This window comes from Limisphaera sp. VF-2 (assembly GCF_049537125.1).
Classification (GTDB): domain Bacteria; phylum Verrucomicrobiota; class Verrucomicrobiia; order Limisphaerales; family Limisphaeraceae; genus Limisphaera.
The window spans coordinates 507761-530075 of the sequence record NZ_JBMVQY010000001.1 but is presented as its reverse complement, the minus strand read 5'-3'; the positions used below and the strand labels follow the sequence as shown (position 1 = coordinate 530075).

General features: G+C 66.2%; 18 protein-coding genes and 1 pseudogene. 6 read left to right on the top strand and 13 right to left on the bottom strand.

From position 1 onward, the window contains the following. The first annotated feature begins 142 nt into the window (after window positions 1-142). Window positions 143-1102, top strand: a complete 960-nt coding sequence (locus ACPDIT_RS01850; RefSeq protein ID WP_423441029.1) for a glycoside hydrolase family 43 protein — start codon at window positions 143-145, stop codon at window positions 1100-1102. Between the two features lie 67 nt (window positions 1103-1169). Here the strand turns inward: ACPDIT_RS01850 and ACPDIT_RS01845 are convergent, their stop codons facing one another. From ACPDIT_RS01845 to ACPDIT_RS01830, 4 genes are read right to left on the bottom strand one after another with little or no spacing between them, the layout of a single operon-like run. Further along, complete coding sequence (locus ACPDIT_RS01845; protein ID WP_423441027.1) at window positions 1170-1517, bottom strand: hypothetical protein; 348 nt, start codon at window positions 1515-1517, stop codon at window positions 1170-1172. Window positions 1518-1543: 26 nt separating this feature from the next. Then, window positions 1544-2338, bottom strand: coding sequence for a 3-methyl-2-oxobutanoate hydroxymethyltransferase (gene panB, locus ACPDIT_RS01840; RefSeq protein WP_423441025.1), 795 nt, complete (start codon window positions 2336-2338; stop codon window positions 1544-1546). A 16-nt stretch (window positions 2339-2354) separates the two neighbouring features. Continuing rightward, on the bottom strand, window positions 2355-3377 hold the full coding sequence (gene rfaE1 / locus ACPDIT_RS01835) for a D-glycero-beta-D-manno-heptose-7-phosphate kinase (RefSeq protein WP_423441023.1): 1023 nt from the start codon (window positions 3375-3377) through the stop codon (window positions 2355-2357). 3 nt (window positions 3378-3380) lie between these two features. Continuing rightward, a complete protein-coding gene (locus ACPDIT_RS01830; protein WP_423441021.1) occupies window positions 3381-4169 on the bottom strand; it encodes a thiazole synthase in 789 nt (262 codons plus the stop codon). Window positions 4170-4496: 327 nt separating this feature from the next. On the opposite strand from ACPDIT_RS01830, the gene ACPDIT_RS01825 reads away from it, so the two are divergent. Then, on the top strand, window positions 4497-6416 hold the full coding sequence (locus ACPDIT_RS01825) for a hypothetical protein (protein ID WP_423441019.1): 1920 nt from the start codon (window positions 4497-4499) through the stop codon (window positions 6414-6416). 116 nt (window positions 6417-6532) lie between these two features. On the opposite strand, the gene ACPDIT_RS01820 is transcribed toward ACPDIT_RS01825, so the two are convergent. The 6 genes from ACPDIT_RS01820 to ACPDIT_RS01795 all read right to left on the bottom strand — a co-directional run bounded on the left by ACPDIT_RS01820 (window position 6533) and on the right by ACPDIT_RS01795 (window position 14162). Further along, on the bottom strand, window positions 6533-7078 hold the full coding sequence (locus tag ACPDIT_RS01820) for a YkgJ family cysteine cluster protein (protein ID WP_423441018.1): 546 nt from the start codon (window positions 7076-7078) through the stop codon (window positions 6533-6535). Between the two features lie 20 nt (window positions 7079-7098). Beyond that, window positions 7099-9738 carry an ATP-dependent helicase HrpB gene (gene hrpB, locus ACPDIT_RS01815; RefSeq protein ID WP_423441016.1) on the bottom strand — a complete coding sequence of 880 codons (2640 nt, stop codon included), beginning with the start codon at window positions 9736-9738 and terminating at the stop codon, window positions 7099-7101. After that, a complete protein-coding gene (gene tsaD / locus ACPDIT_RS01810) occupies window positions 9731-10768 on the bottom strand; it encodes a tRNA (adenosine(37)-N6)-threonylcarbamoyltransferase complex transferase subunit TsaD (protein WP_423441015.1) in 1038 nt (345 codons plus the stop codon). Before tsaD ends, hrpB begins: the two co-directional genes overlap by 8 nt. Before the next feature lie 123 nt (window positions 10769-10891). Beyond that, window positions 10892-12226, bottom strand: a complete 1335-nt coding sequence (locus ACPDIT_RS01805; RefSeq protein WP_423441013.1) for a S41 family peptidase — start codon at window positions 12224-12226, stop codon at window positions 10892-10894. A 659-nt stretch (window positions 12227-12885) separates the two neighbouring features. After that, window positions 12886-13320, bottom strand: a complete 435-nt coding sequence (locus ACPDIT_RS01800; RefSeq protein ID WP_423441011.1) for a hypothetical protein — start codon at window positions 13318-13320, stop codon at window positions 12886-12888. Window positions 13321-13346: 26 nt separating this feature from the next. After that, complete coding sequence (locus ACPDIT_RS01795; RefSeq protein ID WP_423441010.1) at window positions 13347-14162, bottom strand: type II secretion system protein; 816 nt, start codon at window positions 14160-14162, stop codon at window positions 13347-13349. 583 nt (window positions 14163-14745) lie between these two features. Here ACPDIT_RS01795 and ACPDIT_RS01790 point away from each other — a divergent pair. Both ACPDIT_RS01790 and ACPDIT_RS01785 read left to right on the top strand, forming a co-directional pair. Beyond that, a complete protein-coding gene (locus tag ACPDIT_RS01790) occupies window positions 14746-17130 on the top strand; it encodes a carboxy terminal-processing peptidase (RefSeq protein ID WP_423441008.1) in 2385 nt (794 codons plus the stop codon). 20 nt (window positions 17131-17150) lie between these two features. Next, window positions 17151-17741 carry a hypothetical protein gene (locus tag ACPDIT_RS01785; protein WP_423441006.1) on the top strand — a complete coding sequence of 197 codons (591 nt, stop codon included), beginning with the start codon at window positions 17151-17153 and terminating at the stop codon, window positions 17739-17741. Between the two features lie 13 nt (window positions 17742-17754). Here ACPDIT_RS01785 and ACPDIT_RS01780 read toward each other — a convergent pair whose 3' ends face one another. The 3 genes from ACPDIT_RS01780 to ACPDIT_RS01770 form a co-directional block, all read right to left on the bottom strand. Next, window positions 17755-18201 carry a lipid-A-disaccharide synthase N-terminal domain-containing protein gene (locus tag ACPDIT_RS01780; RefSeq protein WP_423441004.1) on the bottom strand — a complete coding sequence of 149 codons (447 nt, stop codon included), beginning with the start codon at window positions 18199-18201 and terminating at the stop codon, window positions 17755-17757. Window positions 18202-18890: 689 nt separating this feature from the next. Then, window positions 18891-19307, bottom strand: coding sequence for a hypothetical protein (locus ACPDIT_RS01775; RefSeq protein WP_423441002.1), 417 nt, complete (start codon window positions 19305-19307; stop codon window positions 18891-18893). Between the two features lie 48 nt (window positions 19308-19355). Continuing rightward, on the bottom strand, window positions 19356-19628 hold the full coding sequence (locus ACPDIT_RS01770; RefSeq protein WP_423441000.1) for a hypothetical protein: 273 nt from the start codon (window positions 19626-19628) through the stop codon (window positions 19356-19358). A gap of 253 nt (window positions 19629-19881) precedes the next feature. Here ACPDIT_RS01770 and ACPDIT_RS01765 point away from each other — a divergent pair, with 253 nt between their 5' ends. Both ACPDIT_RS01765 and ACPDIT_RS01760 read left to right on the top strand, forming a co-directional pair. Beyond that, a complete protein-coding gene (locus ACPDIT_RS01765; RefSeq protein WP_423440999.1) occupies window positions 19882-20580 on the top strand; it encodes a response regulator in 699 nt (232 codons plus the stop codon). A gap of 145 nt (window positions 20581-20725) precedes the next feature. Then, window positions 20726-22235, top strand: a pseudogene (locus ACPDIT_RS01760) (cryptochrome/photolyase family protein). Window positions 22236-22315 lie beyond the last annotated feature (80 nt).

Below are 22315 nucleotides of genomic sequence, written 5' to 3'. Positions count from 1 at the left end.
AACGGCGGCCTCCGCAGGCGTGTGGTGCCCGTGACATGGCGGAGACACGGAGGCAGTGGCTTGCGGCGCCCGAGGGGCGAGGGGTTGCGAATGGCCTTGACCCGGAGGTGGTGACGGTTTGAGATGCGGGCCGAGGGAGACGATGAGCTCGAGGCACCGGGTGCAATGCGTGGTTCTCAGCGGGCTGGTGAGTGCGCTCCTGCTGCAGGGGCGACTGCACGCGGCGGAGGCATTTCTCTTTACGTCCTTCCGAAACAACGGGGAGAGCGGACTGCACCTGCTTTGGAGCACCAACGGCTATCACTGGGCGGTGCTGCGGCAAGACCGACCGTTTTTGCGGCCCGAGGTGGGCGGCTATCGGCTCATGCGCGATCCGTGTCTGGCCCAGGGCCCGGACGGGACCTTTCATCTGGTCTGGACGACAGCGTGGACGGCCGACCGCGGGGCGGAGATCGGGTATGCCTGGTCGCGGGATCTCGTCCACTGGTCACCGCAGCGGGCGCTGCGTTTGATGGCGCACGAACCGCAGGTGCGCAATCTCTGGGCTCCGGAGCTGTTTTACGACCGCCGGCGCGGGGAATGGATTGTGTTCTGGTCCAGCACAATCCCGGGACGGTTTCCCGAGACGGACGACACGGGCGACGACGGCTACAACCACCGCATCTATGCCACGACCACACGGGACTTCGTCCATTTCACCCCGACGCGTTTGTTCTTCGATCCCGGTTTCAATGTGATCGACGCCACATTGCTCGAGGTGCCGGGCGGCTATTTGCTGGTGTTCAAGGATGAACGGCTGCGGCCGCTCCAAAAAAGGCTTCGTTACGCCTTCGCGTTGGATCCCCAGGGACCGTTCGGTCCGGTGTCCGAACCGATCTCGATCGACTGGGCGGAAGGGCCCTCGGCCATCCGGATCGGGGACGAGTTCCTGGTTTATTACGACCGATATTCCCGCCGTCGGTACTACGGCGCGTTGCGATCCCGGGATCTGCGGCATTGGGAGGACTGCTCCGCGGAAATGCGATTTCCCGCGGGGCACAAACATGGGACCGTACTGCGGGTGTCGCCGGAACTGCTGGAGCGTTTGCTGCGGATGGAGTAGCCGGACACGCGGGCGGTGAGATGGGTGGGCATGCCCGCCCGGGTCCGCTTCGAAGGGGAACGGTGTTTCAGGGTTGAATCTCGATGCGGTCGCCGGGCAGCAGGGCCCAGTCTTCGCCTTCGAGCAATCGGGCGGGGTCGATGGGGATGGTGATGGTGCCGCGATGGAGGAGGATCATGCGCGGCTCTTTTTCCGGGATGTACTCCGCGGCCAAGAGGGCCCGGGCCAGCGTGAGGTTCCGGTGCCAATCCAGGACGGGCCATCGGACCGGGCCGAGGATCCAGACGACGGGCTCGCTCAACGGTGGCAGGTTCGGCGGAGGTGAACCGGCCTGCGGGGTGGGAGACGCCGGTTGGGACAGGGGATGGGCACATCCTGCGCCGAGAAGTGTCAGCCATGCCGTGGTCAGGGCCATCCACCCCGTTGCCAACCACCGGGGGCTCATGATGCGGACGAGGCGTGTGGGGGATGCCTGAAGGTTTGGATCTCTTGATGCCAGCGGCGGGCGGTTTCGATGATGGTCTGTCCGAGCTCGACCATGGGACGGGCGTGCCGCAGGCGAACCCAGGGCAGCAACCCGAGCAGGTCATGGGTGACGAGAATCTGGCCGTCGCAGTGCGGCCCGGAGCCGATGCCGATGGTCGGGATGGGGAGCAGGCGAGTGATTTCCGCCGCCACCGGCGGTGTCACCAGTTCCAAGACAACCGCGAAGGCGCCGGCCCGGGCCAGCGCTTCGGCATCGGCCAGCAGTCGGAGGCGTTCTTCCTCGGTCCGACCCTTGACGTGGTACCCGCCTTCTTGGTGGACGGATTGGGGCAGCATGCCGAGGTGACCGAGGTAAGGGATGCCGGCTTCGACGATGGCGCGGACCTGGGGCAGGATGTTCCGGCCGCCCTCGGCTTTGACCGCTTCGGCGCCCGCGGCGACGAGGCGTCGGGCGCTGGCGACGGCCTGTTCGGGGGTGTCATAGGAGTGGGCGGGCAGGTCGGCGGCCAGGAGGGCACGAGGACGGGCGCGCGCCGCGGCCCGGACGTGGTGTTCCATGTCTTCGAGCGTGACATGGGTGGTGTCCGGATACCCCAGCAGCACCATGCCGAGCGAGTCACCCACCAGGAGCAGCGGAATCCCGGCCTCATCCAGCAACCGGGTCATGGGGTAATCGTACGTGGTGAGCGCGGCAATGATTTCGCCCCGCGACTTCATGGAGCGGATGGTTTCGGGAGAGATCTTGGCCATAGACGGAATCTCGGGCTCAGACGCCGCGGGCCGTGTAACTGGCCAGGAGTTCCTGTGGGGAGGCGGTGGCGGTGCCGAACTTGCCCACGACAATGCCCGCCGCATGGTTGGCCAGGCTTGCCGCCTCGGCCGGACTGGCGCCCGCGGCGATGGCCAGGGTGAAAGTGGCAATGACGGTGTCGCCGGCGCCGGAGACGTCGAACACCTCGCGGGCGACGGTGGGGATGTGGAGCGGCGGCTGTTGGCGATGGCAGAGCAGCATGCCCAGTTCCCCGAGGGTGATGAGGAGGAGGGCCGGCTGAAGCCTTTGCAGCAGGTGCTGAGCGACCTGCAGCAGCGGCGGGTCTTGCAAGGGCTGCGGGGCACGCACCGTGTCGCGCAGCCCGGCCAGTTCGAACGCTTCGCGCCGGTTGGGTGTCAGCAGAGACAGGCCGGTCAGATCCAGGGCATGGACCGGTTTGGGGTCGAGACTGAGCCACAGCCCGCGCTGGCGGCAGAGGGGTTTGAGCTGGGCCAGCAACTCGTCCGTGACGACCCCCTTGCCGTAGTCGGCCACGATGACGGCGTCGGCTCGGGCCAGCGCCTGGCGCAGTCGTTGCATCAGGGTTCGGGCGGTGCGCGCCTCCAGGGGACCGTTGCTTTCGCGGTCGAGGCGGACGACCTGCTGTTTTTGTGCGACGATGCGGGTTTTGACACTGGTGAAGCGGTCCGGGCAGGTCAGCAGGCCGCGGCAACCGATGCCCTGCTGTCGGAGCAGTTGGCGCAGTTGATCGCCCTCGGCGTCGGGCCCAACCACGCCGAACAGTTCGGCCTGACCGCCGAGGGCCACCCAGTTGCGGGCCACATTGGCGGCGCCCCCGGGCATGAAGCTTTCGCGTTCGAACTCCACCACGGGCACGGGAGCTTCGGGCGAGATGCGGGACACCTGACCCCAAATGAAGCGGTCCAGCATCACGTCTCCGACCACCAGCACGCGCAGTTGGCGTGCGCGCCGCAAGAGGACCCGGACCCGACCGGGCTGGAGAGGGTCAGCGGACATGGTTCAATCCAAAAACGCGGTGAGCGGGCTGGTGGGACTGGCCTCCCATTGGGCCGGGGCCAGGCCGATTTCATAAGCGGCCCGCCCGGCTTCGACGGCCAGTTTGAAGGCGCGGGCCATGCCGCAGGGATCCGGGGCCACGGCAATGGCCGTGTTCACCAGCACGGCGTCCGCGCCCATTTCCATGGCTTCGGCGGCATGGCTGGGGGCTCCCAGACCGGCATCCACCACCACGGGTACCGTGGCCTGTTCGATGATGATCCGGATCTGATCCCGGGTTTGCAGGCCGCGGTTGGAGCCGATGGGCGATCCGAGGGGCATCACGGTGGCGGTTCCGATGTCCTGGAGGCGCTTGGCCAGGACGGGATCGGCATTGATGTAGGGGAGCACGACGAAGCCTTCCCGAACCAGAATCTCGGCGGCCTTGAGGGTTTCGATGGGGTCGGGCAGGAGATACCGGGGATCGGGATGGATCTCCAGCTTGACCCATTTGGGCAGGCCGGCCGCGGCAGCCAGGCGGGCGAGTCGGACGGCTTCCTCTGCGTTCAGGGCTCCACTGGTGTTGGGCAGGATCAGGTAGCGTTCCGGGTCAATGAACTCGAGAATGTTGGCATAGGGATCGCGTTGGCCGCTCAGGTCCGCCCGGCGCAGGGCCACGGTGACGATTTCGGCGCCGCTGGCCTCCAGGGCATCGCGCATCAGTTCGGGCGAGGCGAACTTGCCCGTGCCCAGAATCAGCCGCGACCGGAACGTCCGGCCCGCGATCACCAGATTGGATCGGTCCTTTGACATCGCCGGGCAATGTAGGCGCAAAAATCCGGTGGTGTCGAGCCGTCGGGGGCACTGTTTCACGCGCCCCGGGTGCAAAGGCTTCGGTCCAAGTGTGTGGGGAGCCCAAATGCGAAGAGGGAGAGTCGCGACGGAACCTTCGAAGTCGCCCGCGCGGGGTGCCGGGTCCGGGCCATTTCGGACCCTGCGTGGAGGAGGGCGTTTGGGACGGGCCCGCAGGTCGAGCGGGCAAGCGCTTGAGCTGCGGGAGGCGGGTCGGACACATTGGCGGCGCCTCGGCAGGGGGAGAAAAGGTGCGCTGACAAGTCCCCGGGCGGGGGCTGGTGAATCATGAATCACGAGACGGTTCTCCGTGCGGCGGAACGATCGGCAGCCTTTCTGAAGGTGGCCGATCAGTTTCAGTTGGGTCATCTGCTCACCGAGAGTTGTCATCCGGTCACGGCCCATTTGAGCGAGGTGGCGAGGAACGACCTGGAAGAGGCACTGCGGCTGTTGTTCACGGTGGATGGGGAGGTGGTGGAGCGGTATCGCCAGGAGGTCGAATCGGGGCGGATTCTCCAGGTGGCGTCCGAGGTGGGAGCGGCACTGGAGCGGGGCGGGCGGCTTTTCTTCACCGGCTGCGGGTCCACGGGGCGGTTGAGCATCCTGTTGGTGGCGATGTGGCGCGACTTTTGGCAGCGCGTTCGTGCGACAGGAGAGGTGGACGCCGACCGGGCTCGGGAGTGGGAGGACCGGGCGCACGCGGTGATGGCGGGCGGGGATTATGCCCTGATCCGCGCCGTGGAGGGATTCGAGGATTATCCGGGTTTCGGACGCAAACAGCTGGCCGATCTGGGCGTGCGCGCCGGGGACGTGGTGTTCGCCATCACCGAAGGGGGCGAGACGCCTTTTGTGATCGGCACCGCATGGCAGGGGTTGGAAGCGGGGGCGACGGTTTACTTCGTGTACAACAACCCGGACGACCAACTGCGGGCCCGCATCGAGCGCAGTCGGGCGGTGTTGGATGAACCGCGCATTCGGAAATGGAACCTGACCACCGGGCCCATGGCCATCAGCGGCTCCACCCGCATGCAGGCCACCAGCATTCAACTGGCAGTGCTGGCGACGGTCCTGGAAATCGTGTTGCGCCAGCGTCACGGGGGCGGGCCCGGCTCGGGCGCCGGAGCTGCAGACGCCGTGGCGGCATTGCCCCGGCGAGTGCTGAGCGGGCTCCGGCAACTGCATCAGAGGCTGCTTTCCGATCCCGTGCGACGCGCCCTCGCAGATTGGGTGCGGCTCGAGAGCCGGACCTATGCCGCGGGTCGCAAGGTCAATTATTACGCCGATTCGCTGGCGACGGATCTTCTGACGGACACGACGGAACGGTCGCCAACTTATTGCGTGCCGCCCTTTCGGAAATTCGACGACCGAAACGCGGCCGACTCCTGGGCGTTCCTGTTCGTGCCGCGGGCCGATTCGGCCTCGGCCTGGGAACACGTCTGCAAGCGCCGGCCCCGTTGCATCGAATGGGCCGAGCACGAGGTGCGCGAATTGGTGCCGCGGGAGAATCTGGCGCGAACGTTGGAGACGGTGCGTCGCATCGGGTACGGCGAATTGATGCGCTACCGGATTGGCGAGGATGGCCTGGAGACGCGCCCGCTGCAGTCGGGCGACGCGGCAGTCGTGGTGATGGGAGGAGCTGATGCGGGCCTGTTGGGCGACCGCACGGGCTTTTTTGCCCGGCAGCTCGCTGCGGCGCAAGCCGCGGGTGCTGCGGGCTGTGTGGTCTGTCTGGGGGACGCGGGGGTTCTGCGTGAGGTCGGGCGTCTTTTGGACCGTTGGCCGCGCGGTTTTCTGACGCCCGTCTTGATCGAGACGCCGGCGATGGATCTGTGGCTCGACGGCCTGACCCACGTGGCGGCGAAGCTGGTTTTGAACGCCGTTTCCACGGCAACCATGGTTCGGCTCGGTCGGGTCATGGGCAACATGATGGTCTGGGTGGTGCCCAGCAACCTGAAGCTGGTGGATCGGGCGACCCGCTACGTGCAGCGCCTGACCGGCCTGGATTACGCCGCGTCCAACCGGCTGTTGTTCGAAGCCCTGGAATACGTGATGCCGCGCATGCAATCGGACCAGTCCCATCCTCCCGTGGTTGCGTTGGCAGTGTGGCGGCATCGCCTCGGACTGGATTGGGCTGAAGCTGAACGCCGGCTCTGGTCGGAGTTGGACCTGGCCGAACCAGGTGCGGCAGACCGGGGCTCGACGGGGTAGCCGCGGAGCGGAGGAATCCCGTTCCCGAGCGCCACGCCGCGCGGTGCAGGAAGGTGCGCTCGCTGCGGATGCGGGAGCGTGGCAGTGCAGTGCGAACCGCGGGACAAGACCGGGGTTCACGGGCGGCTCTGGGAACCACGCGGCTTCCGGACCGGGGCAAGAAAGTGGCGCTCCAGGGTTCGGGCCAGCCGCTGCACCGCCAGTAAAAGTCGGCGTCGGGTGGCCGCCGCACGCGGATCGGCCAGGTCCAGCGGTTCGGCCAGGGCACGCGCAACGCGTCGATGGAGAGGCAGGTGCGGGGCCGGATCGCCCGCGCTTCTCAGGGCTTCCAGTACCCGGGCCCATTGTTCTCGCGCTTGTGTCACGATGCCGCGGGCCGTGGTCAGGTCGATCCGGCCCTGCTGCAGGCGCTGGAGCAGGGAACAGGTGAAGGTGCGACAGCGTTCGGGGCGCTCGGCATAAATGCGGCAGAGACGGCCGTCGAAGCAGGAGCAGGGTTGCAAGAAACGTTGCCGCCCGGGTGGCCCGTGCAACCCCAGGCCCAACTGCGCGAGCCGTTCCGGGACATCACCCGGTCGCAACCGGACATCGCCGAACAACACCCCGTTGCAGCAAAAGCCGCAGTGCGGACAGAGGGCCCGCGCGGCCCGCGAGGGAGACATCGGCGCAGAAGACCCGGGGTTCAACGCCATTCGTGTTTCGGATAGCGTCGTTGGAGCTCTTGTCGGAGGCGCGGGTAATGCTCGCGCCAAAAGTTGTTCAGGTCCTGCGTCACCTGGACCGGTTTCATGCCGGGGCTGAGGATCTGGACGACCAGCGGCACGCGGCCCAGCGCGACCCGGGGCGCTTCCTGCACGCCGTAAAGTTCCTGGATGCGGAGGGAGATCCGGGGCGGGCCGTCGTTGCTGTAAAGGACACGCGGCGTCCGACCGTTGCTCAGGCGCACGCGTTCGGGGGCGTGCTCTTCGAGCAGGGCCTGTTGTTGCGGAGACAGCCAGGACCGCACCAGGGGGGCGACATCCCGCTCTTTGATCTCTTTGTAGCTGAACGCACCGTGGCAGAGGGTTTCGAGCACACTGCGGCGGGCTTCTTCGGTGAACGGAGGGAGCCCGAGCTCCGGACACGTGCGAGCCAAAAAGTTCAATCGGGTAATCCACTGTTCCACCGCATGGTCCCACGACTTGAGCGGCAGGCGTCCGGCGAGGAGTTCCTCAGCCAGGAGACGAGCCGCCTCTTCCGGGGGCGGTGGTTCGATCCGGCGCTGTGCCACCAGGACACTCCGGAATCGGGTTTGCGTTTCGGCGCAGACCCGGCGCGTGGATGGGTCGAACCAAACACGGGAAACTGTTTGCAGGTCTCCGGGAAACGCTTGCTCGATCCAGCCGGGATCGATGGGGGCCAACAGGGACAGCACCGTCTCGGTGGAGCCGTGGGAATTCTGGACTTCTCGGACCTCGGCGGCCACCACCCATGCCGAGGTTTGCACGACACTCTCCGGATCCAGGACCCCGCGCCGGCCCCCGGTCAGTTCGCAGCGTCGGCTGCCCGGGTCGAGTCGTCGGGCCAGGTGATCGGGAAAGGCCGTGAGCAGGGTACGGGCCAGGGCCGAATCCGGTGCGGGGGTCGATCGGATCTCGAGGCCTTCGCGGCGTGCGATTTCCAGGAACTGTTCGTAAAGCTCTTCCACCTGGAGGGCGGCCCCACGATGGACCCCCAGTCGCTCGCAGAGCTCGAACGGGTATCCCTGCTGCCGCACATACTCCCAGGCGCGCATCAGCCGGTGAAAATCGCTGCCGAACCGGGTGCCGAGATGGTCGTCGCGCGCCGCGGCCACCGCCGGAGGGGCGCCGCGCAGAAGGAGCTCGCGGCCCTGAGTGAGCGCAGCCGCGAGGCACGCCTCCCGGACACAGCCGTGGTCCTGTGCGGCCAGCAGCATGCGCGCATAGCGCGGATGCACGGGGAAGGCCAACATTTTCCGGCCCAGCGGAGTGATTCGTGTGATTCGATGCCCCGCGCGGGAGGCCGAAGTGGACGGCCCAGCACCGCAAGGGGACGGTGCCGCCTCCACCCACTCGAGAGCGCCCAGTTCGACCAGCAGGTCTTCTGCGCGTGCCAGGGCGGCGGCATCGGGCGGCTCCAGCCACCGAAACGAGCTCAAATCCGAGACACCGGTTGCCTTCAGGAGCAGCACGACCTCGGCCAGATCGAGGCGGCGGATTTCCGGTTCTTCCTGAGCGGGTCGGCGCAGATGGTCGGCGGTCGACCAGAGGCGGATACAGAGGCCCGGACCGGTGCGCCCGGCACGGCCGGCCCGTTGATCGGCGGAGGCGCGACTGATGCGTTCGATCCAGAGGGTGTTGATCCCGCGCACGGGATCGTACCGGGGGATGCGCGCCAGGCCGCTGTCGATCACCAGGCGAATGCCGGGGATGGTCAGGGAGGTTTCCGCCACGTTGGTGGCCACGACCACTTTTCGCCGCGCGGAAGGGCGCAGGGCGGCGTCTTGCTGGGAGGGCGGCAGTTGTCCGTGCAGGGGCAGGAGGGCGAAACCGGCGGACTCGGGCCGCCGCTCCAGCGCGCGCAGGGTCTGCTGGATTTCATAGGCCCCGGGCATGAAGACTAGGACATCGCCCTCGCCGCCCTGGCGCACATAGTCGGCAAAGACGTCGGCCGCTTTCTCCCACACAGGCGGTTCGTTTCTTCCGGGTGAGCCGTCCAGGTGCCGCACGTGGACCGGGAACAAGCCCCCCTCGGATTCGAGGACTGCACAGCCGGGTTGCCAGGGCGCAGGCGGCGGTTGTTGCCAGCGTTCCAAGTAGGGTCGGAGCAGGGTCACGTCGAGCGTGGCGGACATGACCAAGACCAGAAGGTCGGGCCGTTGTTGTTCCTGGAGGTCGAGGGCCCGGGCCAGGGTGATGTCGCCATACAGATGCCGTTCGTGAAACTCGTCGAAAATCAGGGCGGTGATCCCGGACAGTTCCGGTTGTTCGAGCATTTGGCGAAGCAGGATTCCCTCGGTGACGAAGCGGATGCGCGTGTGCGGGCCGCTCTGGTTGTCGAAGCGGATCGTGTACCCGACCTCGCGACCAAGACTGACGCCCAGCTCCTGGGCCACCCGGGCGGCCAACAGCCGCGCCGCCAGTCGCCGCGGCTGCAGAATGACGGCCTGGCCGTCCCCCAGCAATCCGTGCCGCAGCAGCATTTGGGGAATCTGCGTGGACTTGCCGGATCCGGTCGGCGCCACGACCAGTAGGCGTCGGCGTTGCCGGAGCTCCCGGATCAGGTCGGACTCCAGCTCATAGATGGGCAGCCTTTCAGGCATGAGCGGCCTCCAGATCCCAGTCCGGCAGGATCTCTGCATCCTCGTCGGTCGGCGGCTGGCCGAGTCGGTGCAGGTGCTCGGCCAGCACGGCCACCATCGCGGCGTTGTCGGTACAAAACGCCGGCTCTGCCAGCAGCAGGCGCAACCCGGCTTCGCCACAGGCACGGGACAGTTCGCGGCGCAGAGCCCGATTGCAAATGACCCCGCCGGAGGCAGTCACCAGGCCGACCCCGAGACGCAGCGCCGCGCGGACTGTCTTGCTCACCAAAACCTCCACGATGGCCGCCTGGACACTGGCACACAAGTCCCGGCGGGCCGCCTCGTTCGTGAGCACCTCCGGATGGTCCCGCAAATAATACCGCACGGCCGTCTTGAGTCCGCTGAAGCTGAAGTCGTCGCCGGGATCGTCGCGCAAGGGGCGGGGAAAACCGTGGGCGTTCGGATTGCCCCCTTCGGCCAGCCGGTCGATCCACGGACCCGCTGGGTAGGGAAGACCGAGCAGTTTGCCGGTTTTGTCGAAGCACTCGCCCGCGGCGTCGTCCAGGGTGGAACCCAGCAGCCGATGCCGGCCTTCGGCCCATACGTGCACCAGGAGTGTGTGCCCGCCGCTCACGATCAGCGAAACGTGCGGCTCGAAGTCCTCGAAGCTTGCGCGCGGCGGCCGACCCCGGATCCAGGGCGAATACAAATGGGCCTCGTGATGGTGGACCCCGTAAAAGGGCCGGTTCAGGGCGAAGGCCAGTGCCTGGGCGGCTCGCAATCCAATCAGAAGGGCGGTCGGCAGACCGGGTCCCCGCGTGGCTGCGACCAAATCCACCTCCTTCGGACTCAGGTCGGCCTCCCGGAGGGCCGCTTGCGCCACGGGAATCAGGTTGCGCAAGTGTTCCCGGGCCGCCAGTTCCGGCACGACACCGCCGTATTCGGCGTGCAACCGAATTTGCGAGGCCACCACGTTGGCCCGCACCAGGCCGCCCTGCACCACGGCCACGCTGGTTTCGTCACACGAGGTTTCGAAGCCCAAGACAGTCATGGCATCCGATGCTCCCGGGACGATGCGATTCACGGTGGAGCGGCCCGGCCGCGCGAGGGGTGCGCCCGGCGGTCACGGCGCAGTCGGCCGGGAGGTTGGGGAGGGCAGCGAGGCTCCACATGGTCACTGCACTGCGGGGACAGCCACGGCGGCCGCGGAGGTGCCGTTTCGTTCCAGGGCCAGGTGCAGAGCGCGCAGCAGATCCCGGGCCCGTTCCAACTGCGGATCGCGAGCCTTGCGGGCGCGCTCCTGGTCCTCGGGCGGCAGGCTTTCCAGCCCGCCGGGGGAACGCAGCAGCAGGACGTCCCGTTCTTCTTCCTCGCTCAACGGGACGACGATATCGGGCGTGATCCCGCGTTCGTGGATGAGCCGGCCGCTCGGGGTGTAGTACTTCGCGGTCGTCAGCCGCAGAGCCGCACCGTTGGGCAGGGGAATCACACTTTGCACACTTCCCTTGCCAAAGGTCTGTTCACCCAGGATGATCGCCCGCTTGTGGTCCTGCAAACAACCGGCGACGATTTCCGCGGCACTGGCCGTGCCGAGGTTGACGAGCACCACCATCGGGACCCCGGGCAATTGATCCCCGCGGCCCGTGGCAATGTGCGTCTGGTTCTGATGGGGATTCCGACCCCGCGTGGTGACCACCAGCTGGCCCGGGGCCAGAAACTCCTGGCTGACCGCCACGGCCTGCTCCAGCAAGCCCCCGGGATTCCATCGCAGGTCCAGAATCAACCCGCGCACCTGCTGGGCCTTCAGTTTCCGCAATGCCTCGCGCAGCTCCCGATCCGCTTTTTCTCCGAACTGCGTGATCCGGACATAACCGATGCCGTCGGCGGACACGGGAAAATCCTTTCGATTGTTCAGGTCCTTGACCATGTCCACCTGGATCACCGCACGGCGGAGGGTGAGCGTGAAGGTGTGATCCGTGGAGGGACGGTACAGGGTGAGGGTGACGCTGGTGCCGGGGGGACCGCGCAATTGACGCACCGCTTCCTCGAGGCTCATGCCCTCGGTGGACCGGTCTTCGATGCGCAGGATCCGATCGCCGCTGAGGATCCCGGCTTTAAACCCGGGGGAATCCTCCATGGGGGAGATCACGGTGAGCTTGCCCTCGCGAAGTCCCACCACCAGCCCGAGACCCCCGAATTCGCCCTGGGTGTCATCCTGCAGGTCCTGGAAACGGTCCGGATCGAGGAACTCGCTGTGCGGATCGCCCAGCGTATTCAGCAGGCCGTCCAGGGCCCCTCGCACCAGTGCTCGATACGTGAGATTGGTGCCGTCGGCGTAATCCCGACGTACGATTTCCAGCACCGTCGAAAACAGTTCCAGATGCGGGTAGGGCGAATCGTCTGCCGAGCGATGAGCCTGGCGGAACATCCGCGCGCCCACCACCAGGTTCACCGCCAGCAGGGCCGTCACCACCCCGTACAAGATCTTTCTGCGACCCGGGCCTTTCATGACCTCTCCGGAAGCCCCAACGCTAAACAGATTCCCTGCGGTTTTCGAGCAAAGTTTGGTCGGTGGCCCGGTCTGCGGAGCGTGGCGGGGTTTTGACACCCTGAAAGACCGGCGGGTAATCGAGCGTCCTCGGCCTGGGACGGCCGCGGGGAAACGGCGTTTCCTTGAATCCGGGGGCTCCAGGGATGGAAGAGCTCTCTGCGGTTCACGGGTCGCACGCGCCAAACCCCGCCGAGGGGGCATCGCGACGCTGAATCTTGGGCAACGGTCGCGGAGCTCCGGCTCCCCAAAGGTCTCCGCGCCCTGACAGGACGCACCCCAGTGCCTGCCAACACGAGGGCCGGGTGTGCCCCACTGGCTTCCGTCGCTTCAAGGCGGCGTGGATCTCGGTTTGGCCCGGGTGCACAGCCCGGGGCGACGGGCTGGTGCGCTTTCCGAGCGCTGGCACCGGCCTTTCCCGCAAGGCCCACTGCCGGGCCGCGGGTGTCCGAAAAGCCGAAAGGCGCGGCCCGGGTGGGGGAAAGGGTCTGTTTCTGCTCCCGGCCCTGGTGGCCCGGTCCCGAAAGAGATTCATCCCGATCGCCGCCGAGCACGCCCAAAGATTTGGGCGTCTGTGCCGTGGTCGTGGTCGTTCCCTCTCGGGCCGGCCCCCCGGAGTGTTAACGGACCGTTGCGGCTCGGCGCAGTCGTTCTGCCGCGGCTTTGGCACGGGGATCGCCTGCGGCAATGCCGGCGGCCAGGTCGGCCTGCAACTGGCGCATGCGCTCGTAGTAAAGTTGCGCCTGCTGTTCGGTGAGCGCACGCCTTTGTTGCTGGATCGCCAGCATGGCTTCCACGGCCTGTTCGTATTCCTTTTGCCGGGCGGCCAGTTCGGCCTGGCGCAGCCGTTCCATGGCGGCTTGCTGGGCCGCCAGATCCGCCGCGGTGGGACCGGCGGCCAGGGGATCAGGAGACGGCTGTTGAGGCTGATTCTCGGCGGTAACCGCCTGTGCGGTTGGCGGTGCCGGTGCCTCTGCTTCTTTCTTGGAGCAGGCGGTGAAGCCGAGGGCTGCAGCGGCGCAGGCAACGCAGAACTGGACAAACTTTCGCGACATATTCGTGGGTTGGGGGCGAAACGGGATTAGAATCGGCCCTGGGGATGCCCGGGGTTGTTCCAGGCCCGATTGGGCAGCATGGTCGGCGGAATCGAGGAGCCGCGGGCCTCTCGGGTTCCCGCAAATTCCCAGCTGTACCACCGGGCCACTCGAATGGTTTCGGTGCTTCCGCCAAACAGGGCCACCGTGGCGGATTTGCCATGGCGCGCGGAAATCCCTTCATCCGGATAGCTCGAGGTGTCGTTGAAGTAGAACGGCGTGTACTCGTCCGTTTCCCACATGAGGACGTAATGCGGTTTGAACGAGGTGATCTTGTACGTATTGCGCCGGCCGGGCGGCTGGTTTTGGAGGGCTCCATACCCGCAAACCGACCCGTTCCAGACGTAACTGGTGAAGAGGATGTTCCGCTGTACGTACAGGTTGTCGATCTTACTGTCTGCGGGGCACTTCATGATCTTCGCGTCACGCAGGTACTCGTAAAGCTGGCCACGCGTGAAGTAGACGAGCTGGTTCGACAAGGCCACCGGGAACATGGGGATGGAGGTGTTCCCGGGTGGGATCCCGGCGCCGTAGGCCCAGCACGGAACGCTGGTCCCCCAACCGGGGGAGGGCAGGTAGTCGTTGTTGTCGTTCACGTACATGTGGGTGGCCTGCAAAATCTGGCGGTTGTTGTTGAGGTCGGCAGTCTTCTGGGCCCGGTTTTTGGCCGAGGAAAGCGCCGGCAACAACATCGACGCCAGGATCGCAATAATGGCGATGACAACCAGCAGCTCGATCAGGGTGAACGCTCTCCGAGCCCGCGGAGGCTCGCACGTCCGCTTCAGCGTTGCATTGGGTTTCATGGAAACATCCTGCGGTTGCCCGGCCGAAGACCTTTGCTCACCTGGGACACGGCCCGCTTCGCTTTGCGCCGACTCCTCTCTTCTGCGCGCTCTGGCTCCGCGGTTCCATGCCCCATCGCCTGCCAGTTGCCCCGGCCCTCTGCGCCTGTTCTGGGGTTGCTTCAAGCCGGTCTCCGACAAGGGCCGTTTTTCGTTCGCACATTTTAGTTAACACAGCAGCATGCGGTTGTCACGTCCCCTTTTTGTTGGAGGCTCCGGGGGATCGGCGCGGGTTTCCAGCACGGAAAACACGGAGGAGTGACAGGGTGGCAGAAGACAGGCGAAGAGGTGGGCGCTGCCCGTTCTCGCCGGTGCGCCGGCCCGGGGCGCGGAGGTTGGCGCCTTGTGGGTCGAAGGGAATTCCGGGCCGGCGAATGGCTTCGAACGGGGCTGGCGATGGCTGAAGATGCGGCGCCGACGCCGGGGCTGAAGACGTCCCCGGCCGGCTCATTCGATGGCGTCGTGCATTTCATCCCTTTCAAGCTGAACAATTCGCGCTATAGTTGGGTCAAAGAACAGGCAAGGCATGCAACGCGACTCGGCAATGCGAAACGGAACCCGTCGGGGCGGATGGCTTGGCTTCTGGCCGTGGATCGGAGGGATCGGGCTCTCCTGCCTGGTGTGGCTGGGGCAGGGGGCCTCCGCCCCCGAAGTGCAGGTTGGCTCGGACCGGGCCGCCCCGGAGAAGCCGATTGTCCGTCCCCAGCTCAAGCCCACGCCGGCGGAGGGACGGATAGCGTACGTGGCAGCCCGTCTCTTGGAGAGTCAGCACTACACGCGGCAGGCGTTCGATGACACGGTCTCTTCGCGGTTCCTCGAGCGCTACATCGAATCGTATGACCCGCAGCACCTTCATTTTGTGCAATCGGATCTGCGGGAGTTCGAGTTCTACCGGCACCGTCTGGACGATTACATCCTGCGACGGCAGGACACCACGCCGGCGTTCGAGATTTTCGACCGCTTCTTCGAGCGCCTTCAACAGCGCGTCGCCTATGTCGAGGAATTGCTCCGGACGGAAACCTTTCAGTTCGACACCGACGAGCGTGTGCAGCTGGATCGGCGCAAGGCCCCCTATCCCAAAGATCTGAACGAGGCCCGGAAGCTGTGGCGGGACCGGCTCCGCTACGAATACCTGCAAGAGAAGCTCAACGGGGAGAAACCCCAGCAGATTACCAACACGCTGCTGCGTCGGTACCATCGGAACCTGCGCATGTTCGCCGAATGGGACAATGCGGACGTCCTCCAAGTGTATTTGAATGCGCTGGCGCACGTGTACGATCCGCACTCGGACTACCTGGGCAAGCAGCAAATGGAGAATTTCGCCATGGGCATGAACCTGGCCCTGGAGGGCATTGGGGCCGAGCTGACCTCGCCGGACGGCTATTGCACGATTCGCCGGCTCATCCCCGGAGGTCCCGCCGAGCGCAGCAAGAAACTCAAGGAAAAGGACCGGATCGTCGCCGTGGCCCAGGGAGACGGGCCGTTTGTGGACGTGGTGGACATGAACCTGAACAAGGTGGTTCAGTTGATCCGCGGCCCGAAGGGCACCACGGTTCGCCTGATGATCATCCCCGCCGACGCGCCCGATCCCTCGGTGCGCCGAGTGGTCACCCTGGTGCGCGACCGCATCCGTCTGGAAGACCAGGCGGCCAAGGCCCGCGTGGTGGACTGGCCGGAGGAAGGCGGCGGCACGCGGCGAATCGGGATCATCGATCTGCCCTCCTTTTACTCCACGATGGATTTCGTGGGGACCGAGGACCGGTCCGACTACCGCAGTTGCGCCGCGGACGTGGCCCGGTTGATCGAGAAGCTCAAGGCCGAGGGCGTGGAGGGGTTGATCCTGGACCTGCGCCGCAACGGGGGCGGGTCGTTGGAAGAGGCGATTCGCATTGCCGGGTTTTTCATCCCGCGCGGCCCCATCGTGCAGGTGCGCGACGGTGACGGCCGGGTGACGGTCAAGGAGGACCGGGACCCGCGCATGCTGTGGGAAGGGCCCCTGGTGGTGTTGACCAGCCGCTTCAGTGCCTCGGCTTCCGAGATTGTGGCGGCCGCGTTGCAGGATTACGGTCGGGCCGTGCTCGTCGGCGACGCATCCACGCACGGGAAGGGCACCGTGCAGGCCCCCAGTCTGCTGCGCAACTTCATGCGGCCGAGCACCATCCTCACGAACGATCCGGGGCTGCTCAAGTACACGGTCAGCAAGTTCTACCGGGCCAATGGGGAATCCACCCAGCTGAAGGGCGTCGTGCCCGACATCGTGTTGCCCTCGGTGCTCAATGTCTCGAAAGACATTGGCGAGAGCGCGTTGGATAATCCGCTGCCCTGGGACACGATCGAGAGTGCCAAATACGAACGCCTCGACTGGGTTGCCCCGTACCTGGAAGAGCTGCGCCGCCGGTCCGCCTCCCGGGTTCGTGCTTCCCGGGACTTTGCCTACGTGCAGGAGGACATCGAGCAGTTCTTGAAAATGCAGGAGGATCGCTCCCTCTCGCTCAACGAGCAGGCCCGGCTCAAGGAGAAGGAGGAACAGGAAGCGCGGCGCAAGGCGCGGGCCAGGGAACGAATGGCCCGGAACGAACCCGAGATCCCCGTGCGCGAGCTCACGCTGGCGGATGTGGACAAGCCGGGCTTGCCGCCGCCCATCTCCCGGACCAACCGGTTGAGCCAGGCTTCCGCCGGTTCTGCGGGCGGTGCGGACACCAACCATTTGGTGGCCGCCAATCCGACCGCCCCGGCCACTCCTGAAGAGACACCGGTCCCCGGGGAATCCGACGACTTGCTGGAGCCCGAGGAACCGTTGGCGCCCGCCGCCGATTTCGTGCTCCGGGAGGCGGAAATGATCCTGGTGGATTACCTCCGACTGTGGCCCAGGGAAAAAGCGCTCACCGCCCAAAAACCAGCCCCGGCCACGGCACCGTCCCAACCCTGAACCTTCGCTTGCCTCCAGCCATGAAACGCTTTCTTCTCATCCCCGTCCTGGCTCTGGGCCTGACGCTGCCCACCGGTTTGCTGGCTCAGGCAGCCGCCGTCATCGCCAAACAACGCGCCAAGGAGTTGCGCGACCAGAACAATGTGCGCCAGGGCGTCCCCACGCCGGCGGCATCGCCGAGCGCCGCCCCGAATGCGGGCGGAAACCCCGCAGCGCCCGGGGCCACCTCGAAGCCGTTGGAGTCGGCACTGAAACGCCTGGTCGGCCAGGCCAACCCTCCCAGTGGCGCCAAGGAGGCAGTTCTGCAACAGTTGCTGGCAGCGGCGCGCGGTCCCCAGAAGCCGGGTCGAGCGGCCCTGCAGGGGTTTGTGGACAGCCTGGCTGCCTGTCTGAGTACGGCGACCCTCGAGGACACCGAGGTTCAGCGGTTGGCGACCGACCTGTTTGCGCTGATGAACAGTGCCACCCTGTCGGCCGAACGGTTGCAACAAGTCCTGGCGGATGTTCAAGCCATCCTTCAAGTCGGCGGCGTGCGCCGTGCGCAAGCGGTTGCGGTGACCGGCCAACTCCGGCAGATTGCGCAGTCGCTGCAGCAGCCCGCCACGCCTTGAGGGCGGCCGCGGTTTACGGGGCGGCATCCGGATTCGGCTGGGGCGAGGGAGGCGCCGGGGCCCCGGGTCGATCGAACAGCGGAGCGCCGCAGGCCATGCAGAACCTCGACCCGGGCGGACACCGTTGTCCGCAGCCGCCACATTCCAGGTGCGCGTTTGCGTGTCGATAGTGGATGACCAGGTTGCGGATGTAGGGAATCCAGGTGAACAGGTAGGCGAAGATGAACACCGAATCGCGCTGCCGCAGCGCATAGACCAGCAACAGGAAGGATCCGGCCAGGCTCAACCACCAGAACGCCGGGGGGACCACCACTCGTTTCAGTTTCTCGGTCGCATACCACTGCACAAAGAAGCGCGAAAAAAAGATCAGATTCCCCGTCCAGCCGATCACCTTCCACACGCTCCAGCGGATGCCCAGGAACTGCCCGCCCGGGAACAGCACTTGGTCCAACCAGTTCATGGTGGGATTCTAGAGGTCATGTCCGCGGTGCTCCAAGTCTGCTCGAGGGCGGCGCGCACCGGAGGCGGGGCACGGTTCCGGGGCGCGGAGCGTTGTTGGGGAATCCCGCGGGGCTCTCGGGACCCGGTCGCGCGTGCCGCGGCCGGTAAGGAAGCAAGCCTTGCCTCTGTCTCCAGCTTCTTCGTTCTTGGGCCGGGTGAGGGGACCCGGCGCGGCCGGGACGCTGCCGCGTTCCCGGTGGGACCCCGGTTGCCCCGCCGGGGATGCACCCGTGTCGGCCCGTACCTGAAGCGCCGTCCGGGCGGTGTTCCGGTGCAGGACCGCTCTGCCAGCCTGAAGGAGTGTTCGCGAAAAGCCGGACTTCAACGGATGTTCATCGGCGCCAAAGAATGGTTCGCGGGTTCCGGCTTCGGTGAAAGGTCGAGACACGAACATTAGCCTGGCAGCAAGACGAGACCACCTCCGAGCGGCCGGCGGCGGGGCTCTGAACATCGCAATCTGCCCGCCGAATTCGGGGCTCCCGAGACTACACGGAACGGGCAGGGGTCGGGATAAACGGCGTGTTGGGCAAGCCGACAGCTTTGGCGGAAGCTGCGCCGCCGGTCAAATCTGCCGCGTATGGCTCCTGGACAGCGCCCGGGAAGAGGGCAGCCCGGCCGGAGTCAGACACCTTCTGAGTGCCTCCCCTCTCAACGCCGCGGTGAAGCGGTGGGCGGGGCTGAGCCGGTTGCGGCCGGGGCCGACGCCGGCGGGGCGCCCGTGCCCGGGATGACCTGGACCTGGTACCGGTTCAGGATCGGTTGAAAGTCTGGATGTTGGCGCGCAAACTCGGTCAGTTGCCCCAAAAAGGTGCGGGCGAGCGGGATGGTGACCTTGTCATAAACGGCCATCATTTGGCCCACTTGCGGTTCCAGGACGGCCACGTCTTTGCGCAACGCCACGTATTGTCGGAGCAGATAGATGTTCAATGCCCCGGTGATCATGATCAGCAGGATCAGAGTGGCCTGCAACTGAACCTGCAGGGTGGCCACCGCCTCGGCCAGGCCTTGAGGGGCGGTGGTTTCGGAGGTGGACGGTTGCGGCTTGACTTCGGGCGTCTCGTTCATGGCACGAACCGGAGTTGGCAGAAGTTGGGACGGCTCATGGGCGGCGGCTCAGCGGTTGCCGCCGGCCGGGTTGGTCGGGCCCGGCTTGAGCCCGACCGAAATGAGGATGGGATCGATGGCCCGGTTGGTTTGACTGTAGGCAATGGCGTCCCGGGCCAGCGCGTCCAGCGTCACACGTACGTTGTTGATTCGGTTGGCCACGTCCTGGAGGGAGCGGGCCTTGCGGATGAGCTGGACGTTGGCATACGTCAGGCCCAGGGTGCCCAACGCGAAGACCAGCAAAACAATCAGCAGCGCCGGTGTCAGCGCACTTTTTTTCATACGCAACGGGCGCACTGTAGCCGGTCCCGGATTCGCCTCCAAGCGATTTTGTGATCGTCCGTCCAACCCGAGGGCGGGCTCGGCCCCGGCCGTGGAGGCCGGGCCGGGCTGATCGCGTATGATCTGCGGTGTCGAACTGGACAGGCCCGGGAGCGACCCCGTTGCGGAGGGGCGGGAGCGGTTTTCAGATTGCAGGGGCTTCCGGAGTGAGGCAGGATGCCCACTGAGGTTGACAGCGGCGCTTGGAAGGAACATGACACAGCGGCATCAGGCCCGACCTGCCGGGAAAAAGGCCCGGATTCTACTGGTGGACGATCACGCCGTGGTGCGGTTCGGGATCGCGCAATTGATCAACCGGCAGCCGGACATGGAAGTGTGCGGGGAGGAGGAGGATGCCGGTGCGGCGCTTTCGGCGGCGGAGCGACTTCAACCCGACCTGGTGATCGCCGACCTCTCGCTGAAAGACAGCAGCGGGCTGGAACTGGTGCGCAACTTGAAGGCGCGCTTTCCGAACCTGCCCATCCTGGTGCTGAGCGTGCATGATGAATCCGTGTATGCCGAGGTGGCCTTTCGGGCGGGCGCGCTGGGTTACCTGATGAAGGACCAGGCCCTCGAGAAGGTTTTGGAGGCCATTCGACGCGTGCTCGGCGGGTCGGTGTACGTCAGCGACGCCCTGGCGGTGAAGCTTCTCCAAAAACAGTTGCAGGGCCATGGAACGGCCGGCAACTCGCCGGCGGAACTTCTGAGCGACCGCGAACTGGAGGTGTTCGAGTTGATCGGGCGCTGGAAAACCACCCGCCAGATCGCGCAGGAACTGCACATCAGCGTCAAGACGGTCGAGTACTACCGCGAGCAGATCAAGCGGAAGCTCGGGCTGAAGAACGCAGCCGAGCTCGCACAACATGCCACTGCCTGGGTGGAGCGGACCACGTCGCAGCCGCCTGCAGGGTGACAGGGCCGGGGCAGGGAAAACCCGCGCCGCCCTCCGTGTGGAACCCTCGAGGGCACCCGGCCGCCGCCGACCGTCTTGGAGCCCGGCGAGCCACCATGATTTGCGCTTTCCTCGTCGGGGTTGCTTCTGATCCTCTCCGGGCGCCATGAAGGTGCGTGTGGAAGAAAAACACCGGCCGGTCGTGGTGTGGTTTCGCCGGGACCTGCGGCTCGCGGATCAGCCTGCGCTGGCGGCGGCCCGGGATCGGGGCTGCCCGGTGATCCCCGTGTTTGTATGGGCGCCGGATGAGGAGGAACCCTGGCCACCCGGGGCGGCCTCGCGGTGGTGGCTGCACGGCTCTCTCGCGTCTCTGGACCACTCGCTGCAGCGGCTGGGGTCCCGACTGATCCTGAGGCGCGGCCCCACGGTGGACGCACTGCGCGGCTTGATCCAGGAGACCGGGGCCGGGGCCGTTTACTGGAACCGCCGCTCCGAACCCGCGGCGCGCCGACAAGAACAGCACGTGGAAACGGCCCTGCGTGCCTGGGGAATCGAGACGCAATCCTTCAACTCGCACTTGCTGTTCGAACCGGAGGGAATTCGGACGGGTTCTGGTCAACCCTTTCAGGTGTTTACCGCCTTCTGGCGGCGGTGTCTGACCACGGCGGGTCCGGAACGTCCTGCCGCGGCGCCCACGGGTTTGCCCGCGCCCACCCGATGGCCGGCCTCGGTACCGCTGGAATCGTTGGAGCTGTTACCCAGGCCCGACTGGGCGGCCGGCTTGCGAGCCACCTGGCGGCCGGGGGAGCAAACGGCATGGACCCGGCTGGAGCAGTTCCTGTCGCAGGTGGGTGATCGTTATGCCGAGCTGCGAGATCGGCCCGATCTCGCCGGTACGTCGCAGCTTTCGCCTCACTTGCATTTCGGGGAGATCTCACCGCGTCAGATCTGGCATCGGGTGGCCGAGTGGGCGCAAGGGCGGGGTGGCTCCCGCTCTTCGTGGCGAGACTCCGCCTTTCTTCGGGAGCTGGGCTGGCGGGAGTTCGCTCATTACCTTCTCCACCATTTCCCGCACACGGCGACCGAGCCCCTTCGCCCGGAGTGGAAGCGGTTTCCGTGGCGGAGCGATCCGGCCGGTTTGTGTGCCTGGCAACGGGGACGGACGGGATACCCGATCGTGGACGCGGGGATGCGTCAGCTCTGGGAAACGGGCTGGATGCACAACCGGGTGCGGATGATCGTGGCCTCGTTCTTGGTGAAGGACCTGCGAATCGGCTGGTGGGAGGGAGCCCGGTGGTTTTGGGACACGCTGGTGGACGCGGACCTGGCCAACAACACGCTGGGCTGGCAGTGGACGGCCGGGTGCGGCGCCGATGCCGCGCCGTATTTCCGCATTTTTTCATCCTGTCTTGCAGGGAAAGAAGTTCGATCCGGAGGGAAACTACGTACGACGCTGGTGTCCGGAGCTGTCGCGACTGCCGGCACGCTGGATTCACGAACCCTTCGAGGCACCGTCCGACGTGCTCCGAGATGCGGGCATTCGGCTGGGTGTGGACTATCCTCGTCCCGTCGTGGGTCATGCCGCGGCACGTGTGGCGGCCCTGGCCGCATGGCAAGCCTTGCAGACGGGGAGTTCCTCTGCGTCGGATTTGAATCTCCCCGGGATTCAGCCCTGAGCTGCCCGCGCGTTCGGGACCGGGACGGGAGGGGTTGGAAAATCAGTTGCCGCGCCTGCGGTCAGGGGTTTGACTGGGCG

Coding starts and splice junctions, on each gene's coding strand:
- ACPDIT_RS01850 (WP_423441029.1), top strand. CDS start 143: ATGAGCTCGAGGCACCGGGTGCAATGCGTGGTTCTCAGCGGGCTGGTG.
- ACPDIT_RS01845 (WP_423441027.1), bottom strand. CDS start 1,517: ATGGCCCTGACCACGGCATGGCTGACACTTCTCGGCGCAGGATGTGCC.
- panB (WP_423441025.1), bottom strand. CDS start 2,338: ATGGCCAAGATCTCTCCCGAAACCATCCGCTCCATGAAGTCGCGGGGC.
- rfaE1 (WP_423441023.1), bottom strand. CDS start 3,377: ATGTCCGCTGACCCTCTCCAGCCCGGTCGGGTCCGGGTCCTCTTGCGG.
- ACPDIT_RS01830 (WP_423441021.1), bottom strand. CDS start 4,169: ATGTCAAAGGACCGATCCAATCTGGTGATCGCGGGCCGGACGTTCCGG.
- ACPDIT_RS01825 (WP_423441019.1), top strand. CDS start 4,497: ATGAATCACGAGACGGTTCTCCGTGCGGCGGAACGATCGGCAGCCTTT.
- ACPDIT_RS01820 (WP_423441018.1), bottom strand. CDS start 7,078: ATGTCTCCCTCGCGGGCCGCGCGGGCCCTCTGTCCGCACTGCGGCTTT.
- hrpB (WP_423441016.1), bottom strand. CDS start 9,738: ATGCCTGAAAGGCTGCCCATCTATGAGCTGGAGTCCGACCTGATCCGG.
- tsaD (WP_423441015.1), bottom strand. CDS start 10,768: ATGACTGTCTTGGGCTTCGAAACCTCGTGTGACGAAACCAGCGTGGCC.
- ACPDIT_RS01805 (WP_423441013.1), bottom strand. CDS start 12,226: ATGAAAGGCCCGGGTCGCAGAAAGATCTTGTACGGGGTGGTGACGGCC.
- ACPDIT_RS01800 (WP_423441011.1), bottom strand. CDS start 13,320: ATGTCGCGAAAGTTTGTCCAGTTCTGCGTTGCCTGCGCCGCTGCAGCC.
- ACPDIT_RS01795 (WP_423441010.1), bottom strand. CDS start 14,162: ATGAAACCCAATGCAACGCTGAAGCGGACGTGCGAGCCTCCGCGGGCT.
- ACPDIT_RS01790 (WP_423441008.1), top strand. CDS start 14,746: ATGCGAAACGGAACCCGTCGGGGCGGATGGCTTGGCTTCTGGCCGTGG.
- ACPDIT_RS01785 (WP_423441006.1), top strand. CDS start 17,151: ATGAAACGCTTTCTTCTCATCCCCGTCCTGGCTCTGGGCCTGACGCTG.
- ACPDIT_RS01780 (WP_423441004.1), bottom strand. CDS start 18,201: ATGAACTGGTTGGACCAAGTGCTGTTCCCGGGCGGGCAGTTCCTGGGC.
- ACPDIT_RS01775 (WP_423441002.1), bottom strand. CDS start 19,307: ATGAACGAGACGCCCGAAGTCAAGCCGCAACCGTCCACCTCCGAAACC.
- ACPDIT_RS01770 (WP_423441000.1), bottom strand. CDS start 19,628: ATGAAAAAAAGTGCGCTGACACCGGCGCTGCTGATTGTTTTGCTGGTC.
- ACPDIT_RS01765 (WP_423440999.1), top strand. CDS start 19,882: ATGACACAGCGGCATCAGGCCCGACCTGCCGGGAAAAAGGCCCGGATT.